We start from the raw sequence: 26,872 nt of genomic DNA on the forward strand, positions 1-26,872 counted from the left end.
TTTACCCTATTGTCCTTGCACCCGCCATATCTAAACGACAGATATGCACAAAGCCTTCATCATTTTGAATGTAATGTTGTTGTAGGTACTGCACCATTTCTTCTGCAATTCTTTTATCATCGCAAATGGTAAAAATTGTTGGTCCTGACCCCGAAATGCCACATGCCAGAGCACCAATTTGCTTCGCATGTTCACGCGCCTTCGCAAAACCCGGCAGCAACTGAGTACGGTATGGCTCTGCCACGACGTCTTTGATCATCGTGACCGCTAGCTCTGGCTGGTTAGTATGGCATGCATGGATAAAGCCCGATAAATAGCGTCCATGATTCACAATATCATGGCGAGAATAGCTATCGGGTAAAATAGCTCGCGCTTCCGCAGTGGAAACTTTAATCCCCGGATAAGCCATCACCCAATACCAGTTTTCAAAAGCTGGCACAGGTTGAGAAATAATGCCATTTTGCTCGATGATCAGCTGTAAACCACCCAAATAGCAAGGCGCGACGTTATCATAGTGAATGCTGCCTGAAATACGCCCTTCCAGCTCGCCCATCATGCCAAGCAGAGCCGTTTGGTCAAATGGCTTATCCGCAAACTCATTCAGCGCCACCAGCGCCGCGACGACGGAGCAAGCACTTGAACCTAAACCCGAACCTATTGGCATATTCTTTTCAAGGGTCATTGCCACATTAAGCTTTTTGCCCAGACGCTCGCAAAACAGTTCCCAGCATTGGTAAACAATGTTGTGTTCCATTTTTTTAGGTAGCTTAGAAACAAATCGACCTTGGTTTTCTAATGAAAATGTATTTGCCGCTTCAATACTGACACAGTCACCAAGCAGTGAACCATCAACCGGAGAGACTGCTGCGCCTAGCACATCAAATCCAACGCTCACATTACCAATTGAAGCGGGTGCATAAACTTTGATCACTTCTTAAACTCCCAATTTCCATGATAGGGTACGCAGCATATCCGCAAATACACCCGCCGCAGTTACATCATTACCAGCACCGTAACCTCTGAGAACTAAAGGAATTGGTTGATAGTAGCGCGTGTAGAATGCCAGTGCGTTTTCGCCATTTTTTACTTTAAACAGTGGGTCATTTCCGTCAACGGCAACCATTTTCACCTGGCAGCGACCTTCTTCGATAAGACCCACATAGCGTAACACTTTTTCTTCTGCTTCTGCGGCTTTTATCCGCGCTGCAAACTTGGCATCAAGTTGTGGTAAACGCGCCATAAACTCTGCAACACTACCTGAGCTGTCGAAATCAGCAGGGAGTACAGATTCAATATTGATGTCGCTAAGTTCTAATTCATAACCCGCTTCACGGGCTAAAATCAGTAATTTACGCGCCACATCCATGCCGGATAAATCGTCGCGTGGATCTGGCTCTGTGAAGCCTTTTTCCTTCGCTAACGTTGTCGCTTCCGATAAGGACATTCCCTCATCCAATTTACCGAAAATAAATGACAAGGAGCCTGACAAAATTCCGCTAAAGTGAACTAATTCATCCCCAGCGTTCAGTAAGTTTTGTAGGTTTTCGATAACCGGCAAACCTGCCCCTACGTTGGTATCATAAAGGAATTTACGTTTTGAACTTTCAGCCGCAGCACGAAGTTGATGATAATAATCCATCGACAATGTGTTGGCTTTTTTGTTCGGCGTGACAACGTTAAAGCCGTCTTTTAAGAAGCTCGCATATTGCTCAGCAATCTCTTGGTTAGATGTACAGTCGATGATCACTGGGTTTAAAAAGTGATATTCACGCTCTAAACGGATCAGACGGCTCAGGCTAAACGCTTCTTTGGCGTCGGCTAACTCTGCTTTCCAATTATCTAAATCAATTCCTTGCATATTGATCAGCATCGCTCTTGAGTTAGCTATCCCACAGACTCGTAGATCAATATGTTTTTGTTTCAGCCATTGCTGTTGGCGATGGATCTGTTCGATTAACGCATTACCTACGCCACCGACACCGACAATAAAGGCTTCAATCACTTGCTCTGCATTAAACAGCATTTGGTGACATAAACGCACCGCTGAAGTGGCAGATTCATTGGCGATCACCGCAGAAATTGAACGCTCAGACGAGCCCTGTGCGATAGCAACGATATTGATATTGCCGCGGGTTAATGCAGAGAAGAAACGTGCGGAGATGCCTTTTAATGTACGCATACCATCCCCAACAACGGAGATGATAGCCAGTTGCTCCATCACATCTAACGGGTCTAATACCCCGTCTTTAAGCTCTAAATAAAACTCTTCTTCTAATGCACCGCGAGCACGCTGTAGCTCATTTTGCGGCACACAGAAGCTGATACTGTACTCCGACGATGATTGCGTGATCAGCACCACAGAGATCCCTTTACGGGACATGACCGAGAAAATACGCGCGGCCATACCGACCATACCTTTCATACCCGGACCAGATACGTTGATCATCGCCATATTATTCAGGTTAGTGATCCCTTTCACTGGCGTGCTAGCATCAGTTTGACCATCACCAATTAGCGTACCCGGCGCACTTGGATTAGTGGTATTTTTGATCAGGCAAGGAATTTGGAATTGTGCAATTGGGGCGATAGTTCGAGGATGCAGAACTTTCGCCCCAAAATAGGAAAGCTCCATCGCTTCTTGGTATGACATCCCTTTGAGTAAACGGGCATCAGGCACTAAACGCGGGTCACAAGTATAAACCCCATCAACATCTGTCCAAATTTCACAGCAATCTGCACGTAAACATGCCGCTAATACCGCAGCTGAGTAGTCGGAACCATTACGGCCTAGCACCACCAGCTCACCCTTCTCATTTCCAGCCGTAAAGCCCGCCATCAATACGAAATGGTCTTTAGGAATGTTCAGCTCCGCAATGCGTTTAGTGGACTCATTGATATCGACGGTGGATTCAAGATAGTGACCTTTGGCCAGCAAGCTTTTCACCGGATCAATCACCGTGACTTTATGACCGCGAGCTTTTAATACAGATTCCATGATGGCGATAGAGAGCTTTTCACCACGGCAGATAATAGAGGCGTTGATGCTATCAGGACATTGTCCTAGAAGAGTAATACCATGCAGTACTTGTTTGATTTGCGCGAATTCGTGTTCAGTCAGCTTTTTCAGTTTGTCGTATTCAAAGCCGGGCTGCTTTTCTTTTAAGCCCTTTAAGAGATTAGCAAAAATCATTTCTGCATCACTCACATGCGTGATGACATCCTGACCTGCTGCCGTTTTTTCAATCATCGCCACCAAATGGTTAGTGATTTTCGCCGGTGCAGATAGCACCAACGCAACTTGCCCATCTGCCAATTTGCTTTCCGCGATATCAGCAACATTAAGTACCCGTTCGTCATTTGCGACTGAAGTACCGCCAAATTTAAGCACACGCATGGTATTTCTCTCCTGAATTAGCGCCAAAAAAAAGCCCACATCTTTTTAGGATGCGGGCTTTTTCATTTTTATTTTTTGGATGCGTCAGCCCGCCCCGTTTCCTGTGGTCACGGTGGTGGTGGTAATAATCGTAGTCAGGCTGATGTTACGCATAAAATTTGTTTGTCTCGTAGGGAACATTTAAGTTTCTCCCTATACGGTTAAAGTAATCACACAATAATGTCAAATTTATTTGCATTTATGCCCCCAAAATAAGCGGCAATTCAGCTCAGAGATCCACTGCATTCGTCAAAAATATCTTCATAAAAAGAGAGCCATTCTTGAAATGCCAGTTGTAAAATTCATTGATTCTCAAATTAATAGATTTTAATTTTATTTAAAAAACAACCACACTAGCTGCATAAAAAACAATCAAACCTCAAATTTTATGGTGATATTTTAACCGTATTTTTCAGCTGTAAATTTGAAATAAATTGCCATTGATGTCCTATCTATCTCTCTTTCATTAATTTTGATCAATATTCGAACCAACCTTAAAAAATCCTACTTAGTTTCAGATCAAAATTGCACATAAGAAACTGAATAGCCATCTCGTTAATTATAAGCATGCAAATATTAATTCAGATATTTCTGAGGAGTCTTGTTATTTTTTTGTAAAAAAAATAGATTCACGCAAAGCGAGTAAGTGTAATCACCTAGTTTGTCTTATAAAAAACCAAAAATACTTTTTTTACGCGATTTTGATGTGCTAAACGAAATTTTACTCTCTGACAATTTTAAGGTGTTCTGGAGACGCAAAACCACTCACGTGACTTAACTTAAGTTAAATTCAAATATCTTCATCCCTATTCACATCTACCTTTCTTTACGGTATCACGATGAAAAACGTGCATTATCTCTCCTTTTTTCTCTTATTTTTATCGTCTATTCGATATCTCTATAACAAATAATTTTGGTATAATTATCTACCTAACAATCATTGTTAACGTGCTACAATTGATTTTGATATGTATCAACAAAAGTTAGTTTTTTAGGTGGTAAATGCAGTATTAGCTGTTATATTGCTGTTAACAGCCCAATATTGGGAAAGTGCTTAAGTTTTGGTGAGTTTTATGACCTTCAGCCTAATGGATAGGCAACGTTAAGTCACTGAAAAATGTAAAGACAAATTTATACTCATAGACGTGTTTTTCCAGATAACCATACCAACAACCACCTAACTGGAAACGGCCTATGGGTTCAGTATTTTTATTTTAATACTTTAGGTAGCAAATATGCAGACCCCACACATTTTGATCGTTGAAGACGAGATTGTCACACGTAATACGCTGAAAAGTATCTTTGAAGCAGAAGGTTATGTTGTTCACGAAGCCACCGATGGTGAAGAAATGAACAATGTTCTTTCAGAACATGACATCAACTTAGTGATCATGGATATTAACTTACCAGGCAAAAACGGCTTACTGCTGGCTCGTGAACTACGTGAGCAAGAAAGTATCGCATTAATGTTCTTAACTGGTCGTGATAACGAAGTTGATAAGATTCTTGGCCTTGAAATCGGTGCTGATGACTATATCACCAAACCATTCAACCCACGCGAATTGACTATCCGTGCACGTAACTTACTGTCCCGTACTATGAATTTAGCGGGTGGTACAGAAGAACGCCGTCTGGTTGAGAGCTATAAGTTCAATGGCTGGGAATTAGACATTAATAGCCGTTCATTAGTGAGCCCTGCTGGTGAGCACTACAAATTACCTCGTAGTGAATTCCGTGCAATGCTTCACTTCTGTGAAAACCCAGGCAAAATCCAAACTCGTGCAGACTTACTGAAGAAAATGACGGGTCGTGAGTTAAAACCTCATGACAGAACAGTCGATGTGACTATCCGTCGCATTCGTAAGCATTTTGAGTCTACACCAGATACCCCAGAAATCATTGCCACCATCCACGGTGAAGGCTACCGTTTCTGCGGCGATTTAGACGAATAATATTATTCTGCTTAATAAAAAAACCGGCGCAAGCCGGTTTTTTTATTTGGATCTAAAATAGAAAAGATATTATATACAATTAATCAATTAAGATTATTAGCCGATATAGGCCTATCTATAAATAAATTATTGATAGGTAGAATTCAATGAATGATTTTAGCCAATATAAAAACACATTAAGTAAACTAAAGTTTTATGTGTATGCCCTATGTGAAGTGAGAAACAATACTCGAATTCCTTTTTATATCGGGAAAGGTACAGGCTCTCGTTGTTTAACACATATTAAAGATGCATTAGCAAGTGATAAACCATCAAGAGAGGAAGACCAAAAGCTAAAACGAATTTATGAATTACATAAAGAAAACTTACTGGGTATTGATATTCTTTGTCACGGTTTAGATTCAGACACCGCTTTTATGGTAGAAACAACTTGTATAGACTTATACGGGATTGAGGGTTTAACCAATAAAAACAATGGTAAAAGCACCAGTAATGACATTGATATTCTCAAGCAAGGGCGATTAACATTAGAAGAAACAGCTTCACTTTATTCACCGGAAGTTATTAATATTTCAGATATTAAGCACCAAGGTATAGGGTTTATTTTAAATAAGCTTTATAGATTTAATATGAGTGAACTTGAATTATTTGAAGCAACTCGTGGAGTATGGCATAACCCCCCACGAAAAAACCAAAATATAAAATATGCTTATGCTACCTATAACAATATCATTAAAGAAGTGTATGAAATTCACTCTTGGGTAGAAGCAGGTACTCAACAATACTTTACTCGAAATATCACTCAAGAAAGTGGGCGTTGGGAATTTATTGGCAGAAAAGCAAGCGATGAAATCCGCTCACTTTATGTGGGTAAAAGCATAAAACGAGATAGAAATTATGCTCAACCATTTTTCAAAGTCGGCTTTCATAATTCAGATACACAAATCTAGTGAGTTATACTTTCTGAAGCCATTCAAAAATCGCCACTGACTTTAAACGTAATCAGTAGCGATTTTTATATCAAAAAGAATCACCACGGCATAATTGGTACGGCGCTTAACGCATTTTTAGGCGAGCCGTCGATCATCTTATCGGAATAGGTCAAATAGACGAGTGCGTTACGTTTAGGATCGTAAAAACGAACCACTTGGAGCTTTTTAAACACCAGTGACGTTCTCTTTTGGAAAACTACCTGCCCTTTTTTCGGATTACGTTTCACTCGGTCATTTAGCTCAATAGGACCCACTTGTTGGCAGGAAATGGCAGCATCCGAGGTATCTTCCGCTAATCCAAGCCCGCCTTTAATCCCGCCCGTTTTTGAACGACTTAGGTAGCAAGTCACATTGTCCACATCTGGGTCATCAAAGGCTTCAACGACTATTTTATGGTCAGGGCCCAGCACCTTGAATACAGTATCAACTGAGCCGATTTCTTCTGCGGCTGCCATAAAAGATAGTGCAGACAACATTGTTCCCAAAATGAGGTTTTTCAGTGTATTACCTTTCGCAATGCCTTTTTTAAATTTGGAAGAACGCATACAGTATTCCCTTTTCAGCTTAACATCTGAATTTTAAATAACCTAAACGACAATAATTCTGTTTATTAACTAATTCTTAAATACAACTCATTTACTATAAACGAAAAAGGTAACTTGTTATAGAATAGCCACTCATTGATTACTCATATCGGTTCTATGAGTCGTATTGCTTGGGGATATCCATGGATCAAACAAATATTATTCGCGACCTTCTTCGTTGGATAGATGATAACCTTGATAAACCATTATCATTAGATAATGTTGCCGCAAGAGCGGGTTATTCAAAGTGGCATTTACAGAGAATGTTCAAGGATGTGACCGACCAAGCAATTGGTGCTTATATTCGCGCTAGACGCCTATCTCGTGCCGCGGTTGCACTGCGCTTAACGAGCCGTCCCATTCTTGATATTGCATTACAGTATCGATTTGATTCACAACAAACTTTCACTCGCGCTTTTAAAAAACAGTTCAATCTGACGCCAGCGTTTTATCGCCGTACTGAAGAGTGGTGCGCAACCGGTATTTGTCCGCCGATTGTATTAGATGAACATTCTCCATTAGATTATGAATTTGTCACGATGGTCGAGCAGCCATTGGTTGGTTTGGAGCAAAGTTGTTCCTATGTGCTCGAAGAGTGGTCAACTGCCTGCTCGCAAATGCGTCAATCATTCTGGCGCTATTATTTAGAGCACACCACCAAAATCGCTTCCGAAGTCTTTGGTTTGCATCATGCGATTCATAGTGCCGAGAAAGATGATGAGCAAACGGTGTTTTACACCACCGCGGTGAAACCCGAAGATGCGAGCTTTAGTAACACCGAATATAGCCATGTTACGATCCCCGCAGGCGAATATGTGAAATTTAATTATCGTGGCGAAACGACGAGAGAAAGAATGCAAGAGTTCCTTTACCATGTTTATGGAGTCTACTTGCCAAAACTGAATCTTACTCGCCGTCCAGGCTATGATGTAGAACACTACAAAATCAAGAGTGTGATGCACAATGAGATAACGGATACAGATCCAAGAACTCATATTGAAGCATTCAGCTATTATGTTCCAATCAAAAAGCCTGAAGCTAACTAAACAATCATAACCAACACTTAAAACAAAGGCGTTTCATATACTGAAACGCCTTTTTCTTTTTCGCTGCTTTATTCTTAACCTTGCTGCTCATCAAGGGCTGGTTGAGAAAGGTGCGTCACTTCTCCCGCCGTTTCCACAATCCAGCCATTGGCTAACCATGGGCTATTTTGATAATCAACGCGAGATAGTGAACAGTTACGCAGACGTAAACGACGTGGGGAGTTTGCTGGTACGCCTAAGATACGACTGAGTAATGTGCTGAGCGCCAAGCCGTGACTGACTAACAGTGGACGGCTTCCTTCTGGCAGTTCAAGACAACCATTTAACGCAGCAAACATGCGCGTGAACAGTTCGTCCATCGATTCCCCTTCAGGAATTCGGCCGCCTTCAGCGCCATTTATCAGGCTTTGGCGCCACTGTTCTTCCTGTTCAGACAGCGAGCCAATTTCTCGTTGCTCCAAGACTCCCATATTTAATTCACGCAGACGCGGTTCTGTGATAATTTCACACCCGCACACTTGTGCAATAATTTGTGCAGTTTCAAGTGTGCGTCCCATATCACTAGTGATAATATGGGTAATACCTTCGGATTTAACCCGTTGAGCGACCTGCATTGCCTGTTGACGACCTAAAGCAGTCAAAGGGCTATCAGATTGTCCCTGTATGCGACGAGCAACGTTCCATTCAGTTTCGCCATGGCGAACAAGATAAACCTGTAACATAGATGTGTTCCGTTATTACTGTACAAAGTATGTGTTCAAAGGAAAATAATTAATGTACCAAGTTATAGCTGCAACGACGAATCCCGCCAAAATTAAAGCGATTCAACTTGCCTTCGATGCCGTTTTTGGGCCAGGCAGTTATCAAATTGAAGATATTAATGTCGATAGCAGCGTTCCACAGCAACCTATCGGTAATAATGAAACCCGTACAGGAGCAAGACAACGTGTGATGGCATCACGCCAAGTACGCCCAGAAGCTGACTTTTGGGTAGGTATTGAGGCGGGTGTTGAAGATGACATGACATTTGCATGGATTGTGATTGAGCACCATCAAATCCGTGGAGAATCACGCTCTGCCAGTATTATGATCCCAGAAAAAGTCCTTGCAGGGATCCGTGAAGGCCGTGAGCTGGGTGATGAAATGGCTGACCTTACTGGTATTGATAATATCAAACAACAAGGCGGCGCGATTGGCTTTTTCACCAACGGCGTGTTGACGCGCACCAGCGTTTATCAGCAAGCGCTAATACTGGCTTTAGTTCCTATTAAACACGAAATTTATAAAGAGCTAAATCACATAGAAGACTAATTATACTCAAAACGATTTAAAATGCATGTGGGGCTCTTTGCAATAAGAGCCCCTCTTTTATTTTTTGAGAATAATCATTGGCTGCTATAAAAGATAATAAAAAACTACAGTAGCTTAGATTCCAGCCACTCTTTTACCGGAATAGGGGCTGACTTCAAACTGTTTGAGCCGCGAGTAATAGTGGCAATACCTACGCCGAGCTCATTTTTTAATTCACGCTGACTCATTTCACCGCGCATTAATTCTTGAACAATCCTAACGCGAGTTCCTAAAGCCGTCCGTTCATCCGGTGTGAGTAATAGCTGAAGAATCGAATCCTGTATATTTTGCTCAAAGGCCATTTGCAGTAGTTCCACAAAGCGTTGCCAATCTGCATTTTCATCGGCGGTTAACGCCGGGTCTGGTTTATATTCTACAGTCATCATCCACCCTTCCATACTATTAAACTAGTACAAATAATAGCACAGAACACTATCTCGTATAGTTAAAAATACAGTATTCATCTTATTGAAGGTAAACCAAACCGACCAACAAGATGAAATACCATACAAATTAATACTTCATATTCCATTCGTTCACGGATAACACATTGCCTTTTTCACCTAAGAAATGTTTATAAAACAAATCGTAAGAGAGAACATTCTTCACATAACCACGGGTTTCTGCAAACGGAATACTTTCTACAAAAGCCACCGCATCGATACGCCCTGCGCTGTTACCTAACCAGCGAGTCACTCGCGATGGACCTGCATTATACGCCGCGCTGGCTAAAATACGGTTATTGCCAAATTGCTGATAAACATCATCAAGATACGCGGTACCTAACTCAATATTCATCACAGGGTTGGTCAGTTGCCCTGAATTCACATAGCCAGTAATACCTTGTTTTTGCGCCGTATGTTTTGCGGTCGCAGGCATTAACTGCATTAAGCCTGTCGCGCCAACTGGCGATTGTGCTTGCGGGTTCCATGCGCTTTCTTGACGAGCAATGGCCATCGCATAGCTTTTTTGGATCATTTTACTGCGAGTGTAATTATCAAACTGTTTTTCCCACGCCAGTGGGAAACGCTCTTCAAGGTGATCCCACAGTTTTGCGGTGATCGTCGCTTGAACGCTTAGATCTGCCCATTTATTATCGAAGGCATAACGGGCGAGTTGCTCTTGTTGATTAGGAGACATCGAAGAGACCAAATTGATCCACTCGGAGCGCGCCAGATTATCCATCTCCCAATACATTAACTCACGGATGCGCTGAATTTGCGGCATGTTGTGAATACTGGAGTCAGGTTTCACGGCTTTATTCACCATGACTGGGTAATCCATTTTTAGCTGCTGAGCGGCCACCATTGGGTAGAACCCACGCTTCGAGGTTAACTCTCGCAGTATGCTTTCACCTTCCGCCGTTTTACCTTGGTCAATCAAGGTAATAGCTTGCCAATATTGCCACTCTTCTTTATTTTTCACGTCGTTAGGTAATTGACGCAGCCATGACGCTAACCCTGTTTTATCCCCTTCTCCCAGCGCTAAACGTACGCGGCGTTCTTTTAAGGCTGCGGAGTTGGTTTCGCGGATCACTTCATCACGCCACATTGCCTGCTCAGGAGTCACATCAACCCCCATATATTGCCACGCAACGCTGTCTTTCATTTGCTGGTTTTCTGCCATATTCATTTTCTGGGCAGAACTGATCCCCGCTAATGCCGTGCGAGCAGCATCAGGAGATTGACGCGCATAGCGGCTAAATCCAGCTAATGTGGCTTGACGCGTAAAATCCGTCGGCGTCAATGTTTTCGCAAACGTGACAACCGAAGCGGGGTCATTTTGTAGTTTGACCAGCGCATCAGAGATAGTTTTGTAGCTGCTTGGTAATCGCTTCGCGAGGTAAGTTGCTGTGGACGTATTACCCTCTTTAATCGCAAGGTGAATACGCGCCAAAATCATATCCGTTGAAAGATATCCGGCTTTTTCCCACTCAGTAAATAGCTTATCGCACGCTGCTGGCATGGAATTACCATTGAGCCACATTTTTTCAGCACCCTGCCATGCAACCTGTTTATTTCCCGTCGCCCAATTCGCAAAATAGAAATTACATTGCGCTTCCGCAGGTTGTGGTGGCTCAGGACTAAATGCCAATAATGATGTCCACTCTTGGCGACGCGCCAGCTCATTCACAAACCGGCTTTTGAGGGTTTTCGCCACAGGTAACGTTGGGTATGCATCGATAAACTCTTGCGCTTGTCTTGGCGAGATAATATCTAAATCTTGTGACAGCTCGCGGTATTCTAAATATGGATACAGCGGATAATCACGTAAGGTTGGCATTAAGCGTTCAACTTCATCCATTTTATTGGCATCCCAAGCAAGCTTAATTGCCTGATAACGTTCACGTTGTGCCTGTAAAGAATCCGCCCAAACTGCTGTAGAGACTAACAACATTGTTACCGGGACCGCCGCTAACCAACCTTTCATATTAATTCGCTCCATCGCTTAAATCTTGTTAGAGATTGACCTCAAACATACATAAAGCATTTATTAGATACATCAATAATGTTAATGCTACCTAAAGTTTTCAGCCAGCGACAGAGGAGATTTCTTGAAATGGTTGGGTTTACAATCTTTTACTTATTCGATTCGTTAACCCTGACAACACGGATAACCTAGACCAGCCTATGGGCGATCGGGTATAGGCCTCTGCCGACTTCCCCTAAAATAAGATAATTATAATTAGATTTTCTGCCCTACTATTGCAAAAGTCATATTCAAGAAGCAGGTTTGACAGAAACTCAGATAGTGAATATTTAAAACTTGTTGAGCTTGGCATGTTAGAAAATTCAAAGTCGAAATATCTCAGTTAAAGTAGGGAGGCAGAGTTATTTATTATCTTTTCATTTTTATTGAACAAAATTAAATTTTGTAATGACAATCATTTTCATTTATAGGTGTTATATGTAATATTTATTTATGTTTTTTCGACAAACTAAGAGTGGATTTGTATATGAATTTTAGTTGTAAGCCTAATGTATTAATGTTCAGTATTATGCTAATTCCTTTCTTTACAAATGCATACTCGATGCATAAAGGAGATTCGTTTGGATTTATCCCTTCTATTGCGGTACAGGATGCCGCTACATCCGCATTAATGGAAAACATTACTGGTAAAAACATCTACGCAGCTTATGCAATTGGCTTAATAAAAAATAATAAAAACAACAAAGTATCTCAACACTTATGTAATGGACAGGATGAAGTTATAAATACGGCCTTAATTGGAGGGTGCTCGTTAGTTGAACCCGATTCATTTACTTTATTAGAGACTAAGCATTTCATAAATAAAAACGGTGAGATGGTAGAAATTGATGTTCATGATCCTAATACAATTATAACTCCCACAATGAGAGTAACAGTCAAATATATCACTGAACCAAATCCTCTAATTCGGAAAAACAATTGTAATGACTATCGCATCAATGACACACCAACCTCTTGTTTTGTTTTCAAAATAGCACCTTTTATTTTTGATAATTTACAACAAAGAGAATTAGTCATTAATGCCATGGAAAACCCTTGTGCATTTTTGACCTCAGTTGAAGATGCAAAAAAATTTACCAACTTAAAATATCCATACATTTCATACTTAGGCAGAACAGGAGGTGAGGCACGTTACATTCTAGATTGTGATACAAAAAATCCAGAAACTTACTCGTCGATTGTAGATGAAAAGATGCAATCAATATTACTTATTCGCAATAAAAAATAAGGATTTTTTTTATGGCTCAACCATATATCCGTATTAATCAGTTTGAGGCTAATTACTCTGATGTAGGCGTTAAATCTGCAACAGGGCATGTTAATTTTACTTTTATCGATGGTAATGGTGTTAATAAAGGAACTTTTGGTGCAAATCTAAAAAATAAAGATCGCCCATCAGGTGTATCTAATGAAGAAAGTGATAATCGACGTAAAATCGATGCAAAATCACCGCATCATTTCAGTTACGCAAAGTTGTCATCTAATGATTTTACGAACGCATTAAAATATGCCCAAAAAGCACATCATGAATCTAGTATTGGTAATATGAAATATGCGCTGGCTTGTGGCAATTGAGTTGACTTTGGAATGCAAGTATTTAATCAAACTACTTTAGGGCGTAGTCAATTGCCTAATTATTTACAACCAAATACTGCAGTGAGTATTTATGCAAACCTAAGTAATGCTCTTTGCTCTGGCGATAATTATCAAATTAAAGAAGCACGCAAAGTGGTATTACCCCCTAATAGATGGAGACCTGAACAATTACCTAATTGGGCTCAACCGTGTATAGATGCTGTTGTGCCAACTACAATTTCAGGGGGGGAAATGGCTTGACACTAAATCAACGGATGCATGGGATGTTGCCAAGCATTTTACTATGGAACAGGGAACTTGCGAACTAGAAGTTCAGGAATTTGTTGTTAAGAACCTCACAGTTGCTTCACCGATTGTTATTAATCTAGACGGCTGTGGCATAAAAACGACCTCAATTTTTGATCAATCCGTTCAGTTTGATTTATTAGGAATTGGCCATAACGTTACCTCCGCGTGGATTATGCCAACTTCTGTTTTTTTAGTTTACAACAAACAAGGCATTGACAACGTAACTAGCGTTAATGATCTGTTTGGTGGCTCTGAGCGCATGGAAGGTTTCTTTAAACTTGTTGATTTGGACAAAGATAAAAAAGGATATATCGACAAAAATGATGAAATTTACGCTTCATTGCGCATATGGGTAAATCATCAAATGGACGGCATATCTCATGCAGGTGAAATATATACGTTGCAAGAATTAGGTGTTGAGCGAATTAATACAGATTTCGACATTGTTGATTTTATTAATGAAAATAGCAACCTTATTGGCGAACGTTCTACAGCTATTATAAATGGTATCGAATGTGAAATGTCTGAGGTTTACTTCACTTATCTTTAATACCATTACTTCATATATTGGGGTCTAGCCGTTTGCAGTTCAGATCCCATCAATTATCATCCCCACCCTACTCAACACCTATTTCGAGCCTTTTGTTATATGTAATAATCGACATCAATAATGAATTAATATTGATTGCATGATGAGGTGATAGCCCCCTGAATTGTCATCACTTGCATGGGAAGTTATTGACATAAAGGCAGGAACAATTACAGTTAGACGCAATTACTTTTGAGTGGCTCGTTTTACACACTTTCGCTTTTGGAATCTCACTATTCGCCTTGAATTTATGAGTTCTTACAAAGTGAATAACCGAGCGATGCAATTAAAAATTATGTTATAAAACAAAAGGTAAATAAATTGGCTCAATACGTTTATAGTATGTATCGAGTGGGAAAAATTGTTCCACCGAAACGTCATATTTTAAAAAATATCTCTCTGAGCTTCTTCCCTGGGGCGAAAATTGGTGTTTTAGGTCTCAACGGTGCAGGTAAATCCACACTACTGCGCATCATGGCAGGCATTGACACAGATATTGAAGGGGAAGCACGCCCTCAACCCGGCATCAAAATTGGCTATTTACCACAAGAACCAAAACTGAATCTTGAGCACACAGTGCGTGAGGCGGTTGAAGAAGCGGTAAGTGAAGTCAAAAATGCGCTAACTCGCTTAGACGAAGTGTATGCGCAATATGCCGATCCAGATGCTGATTTCGACAAGCTGGCGAAAGAACAAGGTCAACTGGAAGCAATTATTGCCGCACAAGATGGTCATAACCTCGATAACCAACTGGAACGTGCTGCTGATGCATTGCGTCTTCCTGCTTGGGATGCCGTCATCGGAAACTTGTCTGGGGGTGAACGCCGCCGTGTGGCTATCTGCCGCCTGCTGCTGGAAAAACCAGACATGCTACTACTCGACGAACCAACCAACCACTTGGATGCGGAATCCGTGGCTTGGTTAGAGCGTTTCTTGCATGACTACGAAGGCACTGTTGTGGCAATTACCCATGACCGTTACTTCCTCGATAACGTTGCGGGCTGGATCCTTGAACTTGACCGTGGTGAAGGTATTCCATGGGAAGGTAACTACTCTTCTTGGTTGGAACAAAAAGATGAACGTCTGGCGCAAGAAGCGTCAACAGAAGCGGCTCGTCGTAAATCCATCGAGAAAGAATTGGAGTGGATCCGTCAAAATCCAAAAGGTCGTCAATCCAAAGGTAAAGCGCGTCTGGCTCGCTTTGAAGAGCTTAACAGCGTGGAATATCAAAAACGTAACGAAACCAGCGAACTGTTTATCCCACCTGGACCGCGTTTAGGTGACAAAGTTATTGAAGTGGAAAACCTGAGCAAGTCTTATGGTGATCGCGTTCTGATCGACAACCTGAATTTCTCGATCCCGAAAGGGGCGATTGTCGGGATCATCGGTCCAAACGGTGCGGGTAAATCTACCCTGTTCCGTATGATTTCCGGTCAAGAGCAGCCAGATTCCGGTTCAATCACCTTGGGTGATACCGTGAAAATTGCCTCTGTGGATCAGTTCCGTGATGCAATGGATGATAGCAAAACAGTGTGGGAAGAGATTTCCAACGGTCAAGATATCATGCGTATCGGTAACTTTGAGATCCCAAGCCGTGCTTACGTCGGTCGCTTTAACTTTAAAGGCGTTGACCAAGGTAAACGCGTGGGTGAACTGTCTGGTGGTGAGCGTGGTCGTTTACATCTGGCAAAACTGCTGCAAGTTGGCGGCAACGTACTGCTGCTCGATGAACCAACCAACGACCTCGACGTTGAAACCTTACGTGCACTGGAAAACGCCCTGTTAGAATTCCCGGGCTGTGCAATGGTGATTTCCCATGACCGTTGGTTCCTTGACCGTATCGCAACCCACATCATCGACTACCAAGATGAAGGCAATATCACCTTCTTCGAAGGTAACTTCTCTGAGTACGAAGATTACAAGAAACGTACTTTAGGTGCAGATGCGCTGCAACCGCACCGCATTAAGTACAAAAAGATGACCAAATAATTCGTTTATTATGATCGAAAACGGCCCCTTCGGGGCCGTTTTTTTATGCGGAAAGCGAATCATCCAGCATCAATAATTGCTGAACCAAAGAAACGCACTCTAAGAAACGCGAATCGTAGTCCGACGACTCCACATGCACAAATTCAATATTATTTTTTTTCAGCATTTCAATCAGTAATGTTTGAAACTCCATTCGGTCTTTATCACTGCCTAAGCTGCGCAGACCATCCGCTACCCATGGGGTATTATTTTCCAGCAAGATAACGAGATCAAAACGGTACTCATCAATCAACGCCTGCACAAAAGGGTGTTCTCGCCCTTCATAACGCAAACAGAATGCTTGCGTGGTGACAAAATCCGTATCAATAAATGCCACTTTATTCGCATATTTAATCGCAAAATCAATATATTGAGCATGACCTAACGCGATTTTATCGTAATCGGAATATTGCAGCGCCATCTCATCACCGCCAAGGTGGCTAAACACATAATCGCGCCCATATTCCCACGCACTGGTGGTATTGAAGATATTGGCCAACTTATTGACGAGGGTGGATTTACCGCTTGATTCGCCTCCTAACACCGCCACTTTACGCACAAAGAATGGTTTCACTTCAGTTGGAATATATTCCCAATAGCGGAATGGCGCTTGGCGAATTTGATTGCCGCTAATATTCATAAATGTGCGCTCAGGATCGATAAGCAGGGTTTCGATCCCAAGGTATTTTTTATAGCGATGTACATCGTGAGGCTCACCGGAATAGATAAAGCTAGGGTTGATATTGTGCTTTTTCATAAAGCCTTTCATCCCATCGCTCCACACTTCCCAACCGTGAGGATACGGTTCAATCCCTTGCTCATCAAAGGAGTGAATATGGATATTTTTCTGATACTTAAAGGTTTGCAATAACCAACGCAGGCGGTCACTGACGGTTGGCTGTTGTGACATGGAGCTGTTCACAAACAGCTCTTTATCACGAGGCTCGTCATGGCAGAGGATCACATGCAGTTCATCCACTTGGCTACAAGCCCGTTGAATCAAATAGATATGCCCCGTATGGAGTGGATAAAATTTCCCAAAAACGACGCCGATAGTTTTTTGTTGAAGCGGATACTCCAATCCTAAAAAACGATGAAGCGCCGCGATTTTGTGGGCACTGGGGCTTTTAATTTTGTCGTTAATTAACTGGCTGAGATAGCCTTTGGTCATCTCTGTCGCATCAGCGACTTGCTGCAAGGTGTAACCTGCACCTTTGATGGCACTCTTTAGATACTCAAATTCAGCCATATTATTTGTCCTTTCGCTTTTATTCCCTTTTTAACAGAGAATATTTTCTCTCACTATCTCACCATTATCTAAATGATCCGTGTTGTCGTTAAGCACAAGCAACAACGTGACAGCACGGGGCATGACGATAATTTAGAACTCATCGAGAATACTTAAAGCATCCGCCAACTTCTTCACCCCATACACTTTCATGTCGGCCGGTAACTTTTTCGGCATATTGGCATGAGGAACAATAGCACGCTTGAAACCATGTTTTGCGGCTTCGGAAATACGTTCTTGCCCGCTTGGAACTGGGCGAATTTCTCCTGCCAGCCCCACTTCGCCGAATACCACAAGGTCACGAGGTAACGGGCGGTCGCGGAAACTTGAAACTAACGATAATAGCAGCGCGAGGTCGGCACTGGTTTCCGTCACTTTCACCCCACCCACTACATTCACAAACACGTCTTGGTCAGACATTTGTAATCCGCCGTGGCGATGCAGTACCGCCAGCAAAATTGCTAAACGGTTCTGTTCCAGCCCAACCGCTACACGGCGTGGATTGGACATCATGGAGTGGTCGACAAGGGCTTGGATCTCCACCAGCAATGGTCGCGTACCTTCCCATACCACCATGACAGAACTGCCCGAGGTAATTTCATCTCCACGACTTAAGAAGATGGCGGACGGGTTACTGACCTCTTTCAAGCCTTGCTCCGTCATAGCAAATACGCCCAGCTCGTTGACGGCACCAAAGCGGTTTTTGTGGCTACGTAAGGTACGAAAACGGTTGTCGGCATCCCCATCGAGCATAATGGAGCAGTCAATACAGTGCTCAAGCACTTTTGGCCCCGCCAGCGAGCCATCTTTAGTGACGTGACCCACCATAATAATCGCCACGCCGCGCGTTTTCGCGAATCGAGTCAGATATGCCGCGGTTTCACGCACTTGTGCCACACTACCCGGCGAGGATTGAATATCCGCCATGTGCATCACTTGGATGGAGTCGATAACCATCAGCTTAGGCTGCTCTTGCTCTGCGGTCAGGCAAATTTGTTCAATACTGGTTTCCGACAGCATATTGAGTGAGTCAGTCGGTAGCCCTAGGCGATGAGCGCGCATGGCGACTTGCTGTAAGGATTCTTCCCCTGTGACATACAGGGTTTTCATCTCCCGCGAGAGTAAGCACATGGTTTGTAACAGCAAGGTACTTTTCCCCGCTCCGGGATTCCCCCCGATCAGGATGGCACTGCCCGGCACAACCCCACCACCTAGCACACGGTCAAATTCTTTAAATCCGGTGGTAAAACGTGGTAGCTCTTCGAGGCTAATTTCAGAGAGTTTTTGGACTTTACTGACGCCCGACGCATTACCAGCATAGCCCGTCAGCCTATCCGTACGCGCCGAAGTCGTCGATGCCAAACGCACTTCCGTAATGGTATTCCATGCATTACAGGCACTACACTGCCCCTGCCAGCGCGGATAATCCGCCCCACACTCATTACACACAAATGCCCTTTTCGCACCTTTCGCCACAGCCACTCCTTAATCACCCAATAAAAATATTTAACGCTTTATTTTTAATATCTTTAATTTTTTGACGTTTAACTTCCACTAATTTTCTAAATAGTTCGGCGTTGTAGGTAGGCGGTAATTGAGGATATTCCTAGGAGCATACACAAGTATGTGACTAGGATAGCCGAAAGCAGCCAACAACGTCGTAGCGTGAAATATGACGAAATTCCACCCATTTTCTAAATAGTTTGCGTTACGACTAGGCGGCAAGTGAGGATATCTCGGGGAGCATACACAAGTATGTGACCCGAGTAGCCGAAAGCAGCCAACAACGTCGTAGCGTAAAATATGACGAAATTCCACCCATTTTCTAAATAGTTCGCGTTACGACTAGGCGGCAAGTGAGGATATCTCGGGGAGCATACACAAGTATGTGACCCGAGTAGCCAAAAGCAGCCAACAACGTCGTAGCGTAAAATATGACGAAAATTAGCGCTCTTCGTGCTTGAGCCCCCCACTGAGGACACATAGAACACCCATTAAGTCTGCGTGCTTAATCCCCACTTTCGCCCTTGCAAACACTTTGGGTTTCGCGTGGTACGCTATTCCCAGCCCTGCTTTTCTGAGCATTTTCAGGTCGTTTGCCCCGTCACCGATGGCGACGGTTTGCTCCATTGGGATATTCAGTTTTTCCGCCAATTTAACGAGGGTTTGTGCTTTGTATTTTGCATCGACAATCGCCCCTTTGACTTTACCTGTCAGTTTGCCATTTTTGACTTCTAGGTGGTTGGCAACAGCCGCGACCAGTTTTAATCGCTGGCGTAGGTTATCGGCAAAGAACGTAAATCCGCCGGAAGCAATAGCAATATGCCAATCCATCGCTTGTAACTTACGAACTAAGCTGGTTAACCCCGGCATTAACGGCAAGGTTTCAAGAACTTGGTCAAGAATAGCCGCATCAGCACCTTCGAGTAGTGCCACACGCGCACGTAGACTTTCCGTGAAATCGAGCTCACCTTGCATGGCGCGCTCAGTCACTTCAGAAACTTGATCACCGACCCCAGCTAGACGGGCAATTTCATCGATACACTCGATTTGGATCGCGGTAGAGTCCATGTCCATGAGTAAAATCCCAGGGGAACGTAAGCGTGGAATTTTTCCGAGTGGTACCACATCCAATTGGCTTTCATCCGCCAGTTTTTTGATGCGAGGGGTAATGCTGCCCGCGATGCGGACAACTTGGTAATCATCTATGCGCCAAGAGGAGACAATCACAATCGCTATCCCTAAACGCTGCTGGAAATCACTGATTCGCGCTTTATCTAAACCGCGACCATATAACAACCACCCAGTGTCCCCTGCACGATAATCCAATGGCATCACTTCTTCACCACTTAGCGATAAGGGTAAACCCGGCCATTTTTGAATTTCATCAGGCAGATAACAGTAGGTCAAACTCGTTGGCATGAAAATTAGCTCCTGTTGTGGATACAACTTTTTTATAATGTATACCCTGCATAAAATTACTATACTTAAATTTTCCAGCAAGTTAACGCTTCATGACTTTGCTAATTGCGATAAAACAGACAAAGAGCACGATTATTCCTATGAAACTCCCATTTAGGCTGCACAAAACCGTTATTATCATTGTTTGCGTTGCGCTGATAACCTTCTTAATGCACGGGGTTTCATACTTGGGATATAGCCAAAGTCAAAGCCGGCTGGAACAATTTAAGCAACTAACTCAAGTATTAGCTGAGCAAGTGGCATTCAGCTTATCCGATTATGTGGTTCCCGGCAGCAAAGATTTTAATTTAGAACGAATTAATGCCAATTTAAATCATCTAGCGAAAGATCACTATATTTTAGATGCCAGCTTGTACACGGCGGCGGGCGCATTAGTCACCCAAGTAGGTGAACCTGCCAGCGTTAAAGAGCGACTTTCCCTTGAGGGCAACACGGGACTACAAAATTTTCACTACCAATTAGTGATCCCAGTCCAAGGCGCCAAAGAACCTAATGGTTATTTGCGCCTTACCATTGATACCGAATCGCTCACTACCGACCTTCAACAAGCAGATAACACCACCAATATTATGCGCGTGTTCATTCTATTATCTTTATGTATTGGGTTTATTTTGGCGAATACCCTGATGCGCTTGAAGAAAAAGAAAGGTCAACAGCAATTGATCGTCGAACCTGACGAAAACACGGAAGAGAATGAAGATAAGCCCGAGGTGCAGAACAATGGGGCAAAAGGGGCGCTAAATACGCGTAGCCCCTTAAAATCACCACGCGCAAAAAGGCGTAAAGTGCCTAGCCCCCATCGACCAAGAAGGGTAGCGCGCAAGTTGTCAGAAAAGCAATAATAGCCAACTTTGCCTAGATTGACGTCGTATCAAACACGATCGGCGCAATTAGCTCCACTTTTCCGTTAGCTAACAAAGTCTCGGGTGGCATCGGAAATGGTGCAGCTCGTTCGATAGTGGCTAACGCTTCTTTATCGAGGATCTTGGTGCCAGACGAGTTAATCAAGCTGGCACTCACTAACTTGCCTTGGTTATCCACAATAATTTTGACTTGAGAAACGCCCGTTGAACGAAAACGCAATGCGGCGCGTGGGTATCGCTTTGCTTTCGCTAACCGTTGATGAACTTCACTTTCCCACCCATGATGACCACTGACTGGTGCAGCGGCGCTGCTAGCAAAATTCGCACTGCTATTCGAAGTGCTGCCAGAGGTTGGTACCGAAGTCACTTCCGATTCTTGGGTTGAAACGGGGGCTTCTTCCACCACTTTTTTCTCTTGAACTGGCTTTTTCTTTGGCGGGCGTTTTTTCTCGGTAACGCGCGTCAATGTCCCATTATCAACTAGCGGGGTTTGTGGCAATTTTTCTGCTTTTTCCACCACTTCAGGTTCGACTTCTTCACGAGTTGCCATCTGCTGTTTGGGGGCATTATTAACTTCTGGCTCCTGCTGCTGTTCCAGTTGATAAAGCCCTAATTGTAAAGAGATTGCGGGTGGTAAAACCCCGGTTTTTGGTAGGTTTGATGTAAACCACCCAATAAAAATCATTGCCAGTATTCCATGGAAAACAAGACTGCCACATAAACCGCCCAGAGGACGAAAAATTGGGCTTCCCAGCTGCCCCACACTGCTGTTCATATTTTGCCTCACATCTTTATTTTTCGCTGATTATAGGCATAATGCAAATCAAAATGATATTCATTATTATTAATAAAATAACAATAGCAACTACAAGGTATTGATTTAATTTATAAAGCCAATTTGAGCTAATTATTAAACTATTTTCACTTTTGACACCAGAAAATGACTATCGATAAATCCCTTGCCCGCAAAATCAGCGGCGCATATCAATCAACCTATGGTCAGCTTGTGCGATTTTTCCGCAGTCGACTAGGTAATAGTAACGATGCGGATGATTTATCACAGGATGTGTTTACACTATGGCTAAACCGTAAAGCGCAGGATCCTGTGAAGGAGAACCGTGCTTATCTGTTTAAAATCGCTAGCAATGTGCTAATTGACCATTGGCGACGGAGTCATCAACAGAGCCAGTCCCATACCTCGATTGATGACGTGGCGCATGAGCAAAGTTTTGAGCAAACCACCGCCGACCCTAGCGAAATTTTAGAGCACCAACAGCGGATTGCGCGACTTGGCGAGGCGATTGATCTTTTGCCTCCTCGGCGTAGAGAAGCCTTTTTGCTGTATCGCTTTGATGGCTTATCTCAAAGTGAAATTGCAGAGCGTATGGAAATTTCGATCAGTATGGTGGAAAAACATATCGCAGCTGCATTAGTGCATTGTAAAAAATATTTAGACGATCAGAGCAATCATCCGTAATGGAAAACAACCAAACCCAGCAGCCAGAAAATACTTCGTCAGTCGAGCAACAACGCATCGACGAAGACGCGGCGCTGTGGTTTACCCGTGTCCATAGTCAACGGCTCAGTGACCAACAATCTCAAGAATTTAAAACCTGGTTACGTGCTTCCAAAGCCCATGCAGATGCCTATGAAGCGATAGCCGGAATTTGGCAAGATATTGAAAAAGTTCCGCGCCCAGCACCTATCAAGCAAACAGCTTCAAAATTCGGTTTTTCATCGTTTTGGAAGCCTCTCGGTCATCTGGTTGCCGCCTGTTTTATCGCTGCCGTCCTGTTTTTACCTTACAGCCAGCTTCCGGCCATGTTGCTCAATAACATGACGCTGGTTTCCACTGACTCGACCAAAGAGGTGACGTTGTCGGATGGCTCTGTGCTGTTTCTCAATCGCGATACCCGCATTCGAGTCGCTTATGAAACGCCAATCCGCCAGCTCTATTTAGACCAAGGTTCCGCTTACTTTAAAGTGAAATCCAATCCGTATCGCCCGTTTGTGATCAACGTGGATCAGCGACGTATTCAAGTGGTGGGAACTGAATTTGAAGTGAATAAAAAAGGCGAGCAAGTCGCGGTCAATGTCAGCCAAGGCATTGTGAGCTTTCAAAGTGTCAACAGCCCAAAAGCCGTATTACTGCTTGCTGGACAAGGGGCACTAAGCCCGAGTATTAATGGCCAAATCGCACTCAATTCAGTCACCCCGCAAGAAGTGGCAAGATGGCGTTTTGGTGAGCTCAGCTTTGTGGATAAGCCCCTTGGCGAAGTTCTGTCTGAATTAAAAACCTATTCCGACTTTCAGGTTGAACTCTCTCCGAGCAATTTAGCCAACCGGAAAATATCAGGCCGCATTAACCTTCAACAACCAGATGCCTTTTTTCAGGCACTTCCCTCGCTCCTTCCTGTGCAAGTCGTGTATCAGGATAAAAATAACCTTTTGATTATCCAAAATAAAAAAAATAAATAAAAAATATTTTCATTTGCAGGTGAGGATAATTCTCATTTCGCCATCTTCTTAAGTAGCTTCATTTTTATTGAATACTTTTTAGCACATTTTTCGTGCAGCTTAAGAATAAGGGATATCCATGGCAATTCAATTCACACTCGGTCGATTCAAGCCGATTGCGCTGTCACTGGCGGTCACCAGTGCGTTAGTCAGCCAATCTGCTATCGCCCAAGAAATCACTTTCTCATTACCAGAACAAGGATTGGCAAGTGCGATTGATCAAATCAGTCGTCAAGGTCAGGTTTCACTTCTGTATGACAAAAGCCAGCTCAGCGGGCTGCGCGCTCCCGCCCTTTCTGGCAGCTATACCCCACAAACCGCATTACAAAAAATTCTTATTGGTAGCGGGTTAGAGCTGGTTAACGAAAACGGCATGTTGGTTATTCGTCCTCAAAACTTAAACCAAGGAACGCTAGTTTTACCTGAAACCCAAGTATCAGGCGTGGTACAAAATCACCCTGCCATGGATGTTATGTCTGCGCCGCAATATGTCACCTCAGAAGAGATCAGCCAAAAAAATACCGGTGACGGCAATATTACCGATTTAATGAAAACCAACCCTGCCGTGCAGTTTGCGAATAACGATAGCAACTCCATGAACCAAGGGGAAATTAAGCCTTCACGTATTTCTATTCATGGTTCCAGTAGCTACCAGAACGCTTATCGCCTTGATGGCGTGAGCTTCAACAATGACTTTGACCCTGCCGACAGTGGCTTAGGTGAAACCGCCACGCGACTGAGCAGCAGCGACCAAGGGATTTACATCGACAGCCGCTTGATTGATAGCATGGCCGTTTATGATAACAACATCCCAGTGGAATTCGGTGGATTTACGGGAGGAACCGTTGAGGTAAACAGCCGTCGTTGGCAAGGTGAAAATAGCGCCCACGCGTATTATCGCTTAACCCGTTCTGGCTGGAATAATCTGTTCCACGATTCGACTCAATCTATCGATACCACCAAAAACGATACCGCTAACCCAGCTCGCTTCCAGAATCGCTACGATAAAAATGATTTTGGTGGCTGGTTTGAATTAGGCGTGACGGAAAATTCAGGCGTGGTGTTCTCGGCATCTCGCCGTAGTTCAACAATCCCGATGACGGTGACGGGGGGTGAAGCCTATGTTTTAGAAAATAATAAAATTGAGCCTATCTACTCTGACTCGGGTAAAAAAAATCAGCGTCGTACCTCCGATAACTACTTTTTGAAGTATTCGATGAATTTATCAGAGAAGAGCTCATTAGATTTATCAGCCAATTACGCCTCTTATGATAGCCGCTTATTTTCTTCATCAATCAGCAATTCTGGCTATGATTCCACCCATGATGGGTTAGGTTTGACCGCTGTCTTCAAACATCAATTCGATTTAGGTCAATTTGAAGCAACCGCCAATACACAGAGTTTGAAAGATGACCGCAAGAATGACCAAAAATATTCGTTAATGGTTCGCGCATTTGAATTTGATGATGACTTTAACTACAAAGGTACCACGGAACGTAATAGTGGAGGACTCGGGGATTTAGAGTCGAAACAAAATACCCATAGCCTAAAAACCGTCATGCGTTTTAATCCGCAAGAAGATAGCTTAGGGTTAACTCACCAGCCAACCGCAGGGGCTGAAATCAATTACACCAAAGGAACTTATGTCCGTGACCATGATTATTTCCAATATACCTATTCTGGAAATCTTATGGGTGATGACTACTCTGGGAGCTTAACGAATATCAGCCGCTTTAAAAAAGGCAGCTACTCCGCGGATTACACCAATTACGCCATCTTCCTTGATGACAATATTCAATTTGGAAAATTAACCTTACGCCCCGGCGTTCGTCTCGATCGCGATGACTTTGTTAATCGTACTAACGTTGCCCCTCGCCTTTCAGGTACTTATGACTTATTTGGCGATAAGAAAACACTGTTGATTGCTGGCGCGAACCGTTATTACGGTCGTTCAATGCTCACTTATGCTCTGTATGGAGCACAAAATGGTGGCATGCAAACATGTGCAGGATATTTCGAGCCATGTTCGCTAATCCCCGAAAATAATGAGTGGGACAACAAAAAAGACTACGAAGGGATCGATTCTCTTAAAACCCCTTATAACGATGAGCTAACCCTCGCGCTGCAACAAGAAATCTTATCGACCACATGGCGCTTACAATATGTTCATCGTGAAGGCTACGACGAAGTGCGTACCCGCACCAAATACAACAGCCGCGATGAAGATAAACGCAGCATCCGTATGTACGATAATGGCGGGCGCAGCTCTCACGATACCGTGACATTATCCGTCAACAATAGCCAACCGTGGGAATGGGCAGAGGCATCCCACGTCATGACCGCCTCGTTCACATGGCAGAAAAGCGAAAGTAATACACCAAAAGACTCTGGCTATAACTCATTCGATCCGGGTAACAAAGTTAACCTCAACAAAGTGTGGTACGACGGCAAAGTGATTGATTCATCAAAACTGCCATCAACCAGCTTTAACTCGCCAATTAAGCTTAACCTAGAAATGACCAGTGTTTGGGATGAGTATGACGTCACTTGGTACAACCGCCTGCAATGGTGGGGTTCTCGTGACCAAGCCGTCCGCTATGACAACGCTTACTACACCGATCCTGAGTATGGTCAGTTACGCAAATACACCAAACAAAACTTTGCGAGCAAATACACATGGGATACCCGCCTAGGCTGGAAACCTGACTTTGCTTACGGATTTGGTTTCTCGGTGGAAGTGAATAACGTACTGAATAATAAAAATATTGCAGACCGCTTTATGTTCAATGACCGCACTATCAAATCTTATGATCCGGGTCGTCAATTCTGGCTGCAAGTGAATTACGATCTCTAAGTGATAGCTGTGAGCAATGT

At 43.2% G+C, this 26,872-nt stretch carries 24 protein-coding genes and 1 other annotated feature; of the genes, 13 read left to right on the forward strand and 11 right to left on the reverse strand.

Annotated features, from left to right (window positions below; all coding sequences use genetic code 11):
* Window position 1 precedes the first annotated feature (1 nt).
* The 3 genes from thrB to thrL all read right to left on the reverse strand — a co-directional run bounded on the left by thrB (window position 2) and on the right by thrL (window position 3,574).
* Window positions 2–931 carry a homoserine kinase gene (gene thrB / locus GKR48_RS12725; RefSeq protein ID WP_272522764.1) on the reverse strand — a complete coding sequence of 310 codons (930 nt, stop codon included), beginning with the start codon at window positions 929–931 and terminating at the stop codon, window positions 2–4.
* Between the two features lie 3 nt (window positions 932–934).
* Window positions 935–3,394 carry a bifunctional aspartate kinase/homoserine dehydrogenase I gene (thrA, locus tag GKR48_RS12730; protein WP_154628339.1) on the reverse strand — a complete coding sequence of 820 codons (2,460 nt, stop codon included), beginning with the start codon at window positions 3,392–3,394 and terminating at the stop codon, window positions 935–937.
* Between the two features lie 24 nt (window positions 3,395–3,418).
* Window positions 3,419–3,540: a sequence feature (Thr leader region), on the reverse strand.
* Window positions 3,479–3,574: a thr operon leader peptide gene (thrL, locus tag GKR48_RS12735; RefSeq protein WP_071992130.1), complete on the reverse strand. Its 96-nt coding sequence runs from the start codon at window positions 3,572–3,574 to the stop codon at window positions 3,479–3,481. Its footprint overlaps the feature before it by 62 nt.
* 1,094 nt (window positions 3,575–4,668) lie before the next feature.
* On the opposite strand from thrL, the gene arcA reads away from it, so the two are divergent.
* Window positions 4,669–5,385, forward strand: coding sequence for a two-component system response regulator ArcA (gene arcA, locus GKR48_RS12740; protein ID WP_004905684.1), 717 nt, complete (start codon window positions 4,669–4,671; stop codon window positions 5,383–5,385).
* A gap of 146 nt (window positions 5,386–5,531) precedes the next feature.
* Window positions 5,532–6,335 carry an LEM-3-like GIY-YIG domain-containing protein gene (locus GKR48_RS12745; protein WP_154628340.1) on the forward strand — a complete coding sequence of 268 codons (804 nt, stop codon included), beginning with the start codon at window positions 5,532–5,534 and terminating at the stop codon, window positions 6,333–6,335.
* An 80-nt stretch (window positions 6,336–6,415) separates the two neighbouring features.
* On the opposite strand, the gene creA is transcribed toward GKR48_RS12745, so the two are convergent.
* Window positions 6,416–6,922 carry a protein CreA gene (creA, locus tag GKR48_RS12750; RefSeq protein ID WP_154628341.1) on the reverse strand — a complete coding sequence of 169 codons (507 nt, stop codon included), beginning with the start codon at window positions 6,920–6,922 and terminating at the stop codon, window positions 6,416–6,418.
* A gap of 182 nt (window positions 6,923–7,104) precedes the next feature.
* On the opposite strand from creA, the gene robA reads away from it, so the two are divergent.
* Window positions 7,105–8,007: an MDR efflux pump AcrAB transcriptional activator RobA gene (gene robA, locus GKR48_RS12755; RefSeq protein WP_154628342.1), complete on the forward strand. Its 903-nt coding sequence runs from the start codon at window positions 7,105–7,107 to the stop codon at window positions 8,005–8,007.
* A gap of 74 nt (window positions 8,008–8,081) precedes the next feature.
* On the opposite strand, the gene gpmB is transcribed toward robA, so the two are convergent.
* Window positions 8,082–8,729 (reverse strand): 2,3-diphosphoglycerate-dependent phosphoglycerate mutase GpmB, encoded by a 648-nt coding sequence (gene gpmB / locus GKR48_RS12760; protein WP_154628343.1) that lies wholly within the window; start codon window positions 8,727–8,729, stop codon window positions 8,082–8,084.
* 52 nt (window positions 8,730–8,781) lie between these two features.
* Here gpmB and yjjX point away from each other — a divergent pair, with 52 nt between their 5' ends.
* Window positions 8,782–9,318 carry an inosine/xanthosine triphosphatase gene (gene yjjX, locus GKR48_RS12765; protein WP_154602782.1) on the forward strand — a complete coding sequence of 179 codons (537 nt, stop codon included), beginning with the start codon at window positions 8,782–8,784 and terminating at the stop codon, window positions 9,316–9,318.
* A gap of 104 nt (window positions 9,319–9,422) precedes the next feature.
* Here yjjX and trpR read toward each other — a convergent pair whose 3' ends face one another.
* Both trpR and sltY read right to left on the reverse strand, forming a co-directional pair.
* Entirely contained in the window at window positions 9,423–9,740 is a 318-nt protein-coding gene (trpR, locus tag GKR48_RS12770; protein WP_036950344.1) for a trp operon repressor, read from the reverse strand.
* 130 nt (window positions 9,741–9,870) lie between these two features.
* Window positions 9,871–11,787 carry a murein transglycosylase gene (gene sltY, locus GKR48_RS12775; RefSeq protein WP_195848250.1) on the reverse strand — a complete coding sequence of 639 codons (1,917 nt, stop codon included), beginning with the start codon at window positions 11,785–11,787 and terminating at the stop codon, window positions 9,871–9,873.
* Between the two features lie 601 nt (window positions 11,788–12,388).
* Between sltY and GKR48_RS12780 the strand changes: the two genes are divergently transcribed.
* The 5 genes from GKR48_RS12780 (at window position 12,389) to ettA (ending at window position 16,309) form a co-directional block, all read left to right on the forward strand.
* On the forward strand, window positions 12,389–13,075 hold the full coding sequence (locus GKR48_RS12780) for a hypothetical protein (RefSeq protein WP_224063684.1): 687 nt from the start codon (window positions 12,389–12,391) through the stop codon (window positions 13,073–13,075).
* An 11-nt stretch (window positions 13,076–13,086) separates the two neighbouring features.
* The gene (locus GKR48_RS18175; protein ID WP_154628346.1) at window positions 13,087–13,422 is read left to right on the forward strand and encodes a hypothetical protein; all 336 of its coding nucleotides are present in this window, start codon (window positions 13,087–13,089) and stop codon (window positions 13,420–13,422) included.
* Window positions 13,423–13,434: 12 nt separating this feature from the next.
* A complete protein-coding gene (locus GKR48_RS18180) occupies window positions 13,435–13,683 on the forward strand; it encodes a hypothetical protein (protein ID WP_154628347.1) in 249 nt (82 codons plus the stop codon).
* A 43-nt stretch (window positions 13,684–13,726) separates the two neighbouring features.
* The gene (locus GKR48_RS17915; protein WP_230088666.1) at window positions 13,727–14,281 is read left to right on the forward strand and encodes a hypothetical protein; all 555 of its coding nucleotides are present in this window, start codon (window positions 13,727–13,729) and stop codon (window positions 14,279–14,281) included.
* A gap of 360 nt (window positions 14,282–14,641) precedes the next feature.
* Window positions 14,642–16,309: an energy-dependent translational throttle protein EttA gene (ettA, locus tag GKR48_RS12800; protein WP_154628348.1), complete on the forward strand. Its 1,668-nt coding sequence runs from the start codon at window positions 14,642–14,644 to the stop codon at window positions 16,307–16,309.
* 43 nt (window positions 16,310–16,352) lie between these two features.
* Here the strand turns inward: ettA and nadR are convergent, their stop codons facing one another.
* The 3 genes from nadR to serB form a co-directional block, all read right to left on the reverse strand.
* Window positions 16,353–17,597: a multifunctional transcriptional regulator/nicotinamide-nucleotide adenylyltransferase/ribosylnicotinamide kinase NadR gene (nadR, locus tag GKR48_RS12805; RefSeq protein ID WP_154628349.1), complete on the reverse strand. Its 1,245-nt coding sequence runs from the start codon at window positions 17,595–17,597 to the stop codon at window positions 16,353–16,355.
* A gap of 132 nt (window positions 17,598–17,729) precedes the next feature.
* On the reverse strand, window positions 17,730–19,112 hold the full coding sequence (gene radA, locus GKR48_RS12810) for a DNA repair protein RadA (protein WP_336431163.1): 1,383 nt from the start codon (window positions 19,110–19,112) through the stop codon (window positions 17,730–17,732).
* Window positions 19,113–19,580: 468 nt separating this feature from the next.
* Entirely contained in the window at window positions 19,581–20,558 is a 978-nt protein-coding gene (gene serB / locus GKR48_RS12815) for a phosphoserine phosphatase (RefSeq protein WP_036950248.1), read from the reverse strand.
* Between the two features lie 140 nt (window positions 20,559–20,698).
* Here serB and GKR48_RS12820 point away from each other — a divergent pair, with 140 nt between their 5' ends.
* Window positions 20,699–21,460, forward strand: coding sequence for an AhpA/YtjB family protein (locus GKR48_RS12820; protein WP_154628350.1), 762 nt, complete (start codon window positions 20,699–20,701; stop codon window positions 21,458–21,460).
* A 13-nt stretch (window positions 21,461–21,473) separates the two neighbouring features.
* Here the strand turns inward: GKR48_RS12820 and GKR48_RS12825 are convergent, their stop codons facing one another.
* Window positions 21,474–22,256 carry an energy transducer TonB gene (locus GKR48_RS12825; RefSeq protein WP_154628351.1) on the reverse strand — a complete coding sequence of 261 codons (783 nt, stop codon included), beginning with the start codon at window positions 22,254–22,256 and terminating at the stop codon, window positions 21,474–21,476.
* Window positions 22,257–22,421: 165 nt separating this feature from the next.
* Between GKR48_RS12825 and GKR48_RS12830 the strand changes: the two genes are divergently transcribed.
* The 3 genes from GKR48_RS12830 (at window position 22,422) to GKR48_RS12840 (ending at window position 26,852) form a co-directional block, all read left to right on the forward strand.
* The gene (locus GKR48_RS12830; protein ID WP_154628352.1) at window positions 22,422–22,958 is read left to right on the forward strand and encodes an RNA polymerase sigma factor; all 537 of its coding nucleotides are present in this window, start codon (window positions 22,422–22,424) and stop codon (window positions 22,956–22,958) included.
* Complete coding sequence (locus GKR48_RS12835; protein ID WP_154628353.1) at window positions 22,958–23,959, forward strand: FecR family protein; 1,002 nt, start codon at window positions 22,958–22,960, stop codon at window positions 23,957–23,959. The genes GKR48_RS12830 and GKR48_RS12835 overlap by 1 nt, the downstream gene beginning before the upstream one ends.
* A gap of 118 nt (window positions 23,960–24,077) precedes the next feature.
* The gene (locus GKR48_RS12840; RefSeq protein ID WP_154628354.1) at window positions 24,078–26,852 is read left to right on the forward strand and encodes a secretin and TonB N-terminal domain-containing protein; all 2,775 of its coding nucleotides are present in this window, start codon (window positions 24,078–24,080) and stop codon (window positions 26,850–26,852) included.
* The last annotated feature ends 20 nt before the right edge of the window (window positions 26,853–26,872 follow it).

This window comes from Providencia sp. wls1943 (assembly GCF_009706275.1).
GTDB lineage: Bacteria > Pseudomonadota > Gammaproteobacteria > Enterobacterales > Enterobacteriaceae > Providencia > Providencia zhijiangensis.

What these genes read in the sequence shown, in the direction of transcription:
- trpR (WP_036950344.1), bottom strand. Translation starts at nt 9,740, where the DNA reads ATGACTGTAGAATATAAACCAGACCCGGCGTTAACCGCCGATGAAAAT.
- GKR48_RS12780 (WP_224063684.1), top strand. Translation starts at nt 12,389, where the DNA reads ATGCATAAAGGAGATTCGTTTGGATTTATCCCTTCTATTGCGGTACAG.
- GKR48_RS12825 (WP_154628351.1), bottom strand. Translation starts at nt 22,256, where the DNA reads ATGAACAGCAGTGTGGGGCAGCTGGGAAGCCCAATTTTTCGTCCTCTG.
- GKR48_RS12840 (WP_154628354.1), top strand. Translation starts at nt 24,078, where the DNA reads ATGGCAATTCAATTCACACTCGGTCGATTCAAGCCGATTGCGCTGTCA.
- GKR48_RS12745 (WP_154628340.1), top strand. Translation starts at nt 5,532, where the DNA reads ATGAATGATTTTAGCCAATATAAAAACACATTAAGTAAACTAAAGTTT.
- robA (WP_154628342.1), top strand. Translation starts at nt 7,105, where the DNA reads ATGGATCAAACAAATATTATTCGCGACCTTCTTCGTTGGATAGATGAT.
- GKR48_RS18175 (WP_154628346.1), top strand. Translation starts at nt 13,087, where the DNA reads ATGGCTCAACCATATATCCGTATTAATCAGTTTGAGGCTAATTACTCT.
- arcA (WP_004905684.1), top strand. Translation starts at nt 4,669, where the DNA reads ATGCAGACCCCACACATTTTGATCGTTGAAGACGAGATTGTCACACGT.
- thrL (WP_071992130.1), bottom strand. Translation starts at nt 3,574, where the DNA reads ATGTTCCCTACGAGACAAACAAATTTTATGCGTAACATCAGCCTGACT.
- GKR48_RS12835 (WP_154628353.1), top strand. Translation starts at nt 22,958, where the DNA reads ATGGAAAACAACCAAACCCAGCAGCCAGAAAATACTTCGTCAGTCGAG.
- GKR48_RS18180 (WP_154628347.1), top strand. Translation starts at nt 13,435, where the DNA reads ATGCAAGTATTTAATCAAACTACTTTAGGGCGTAGTCAATTGCCTAAT.
- sltY (WP_195848250.1), bottom strand. Translation starts at nt 11,787, where the DNA reads ATGAAAGGTTGGTTAGCGGCGGTCCCGGTAACAATGTTGTTAGTCTCT.
- gpmB (WP_154628343.1), bottom strand. Translation starts at nt 8,729, where the DNA reads ATGTTACAGGTTTATCTTGTTCGCCATGGCGAAACTGAATGGAACGTT.
- nadR (WP_154628349.1), bottom strand. Translation starts at nt 17,597, where the DNA reads ATGGCTGAATTTGAGTATCTAAAGAGTGCCATCAAAGGTGCAGGTTAC.
- GKR48_RS12830 (WP_154628352.1), top strand. Translation starts at nt 22,422, where the DNA reads ATGACTATCGATAAATCCCTTGCCCGCAAAATCAGCGGCGCATATCAA.
- GKR48_RS17915 (WP_230088666.1), top strand. Translation starts at nt 13,727, where the DNA reads ATGGAACAGGGAACTTGCGAACTAGAAGTTCAGGAATTTGTTGTTAAG.
- thrA (WP_154628339.1), bottom strand. Translation starts at nt 3,394, where the DNA reads ATGCGTGTGCTTAAATTTGGCGGTACTTCAGTCGCAAATGACGAACGG.
- yjjX (WP_154602782.1), top strand. Translation starts at nt 8,782, where the DNA reads ATGTACCAAGTTATAGCTGCAACGACGAATCCCGCCAAAATTAAAGCG.
- serB (WP_036950248.1), bottom strand. Translation starts at nt 20,558, where the DNA reads ATGCCAACGAGTTTGACCTACTGTTATCTGCCTGATGAAATTCAAAAA.
- GKR48_RS12820 (WP_154628350.1), top strand. Translation starts at nt 20,699, where the DNA reads ATGAAACTCCCATTTAGGCTGCACAAAACCGTTATTATCATTGTTTGC.
- creA (WP_154628341.1), bottom strand. Translation starts at nt 6,922, where the DNA reads ATGCGTTCTTCCAAATTTAAAAAAGGCATTGCGAAAGGTAATACACTG.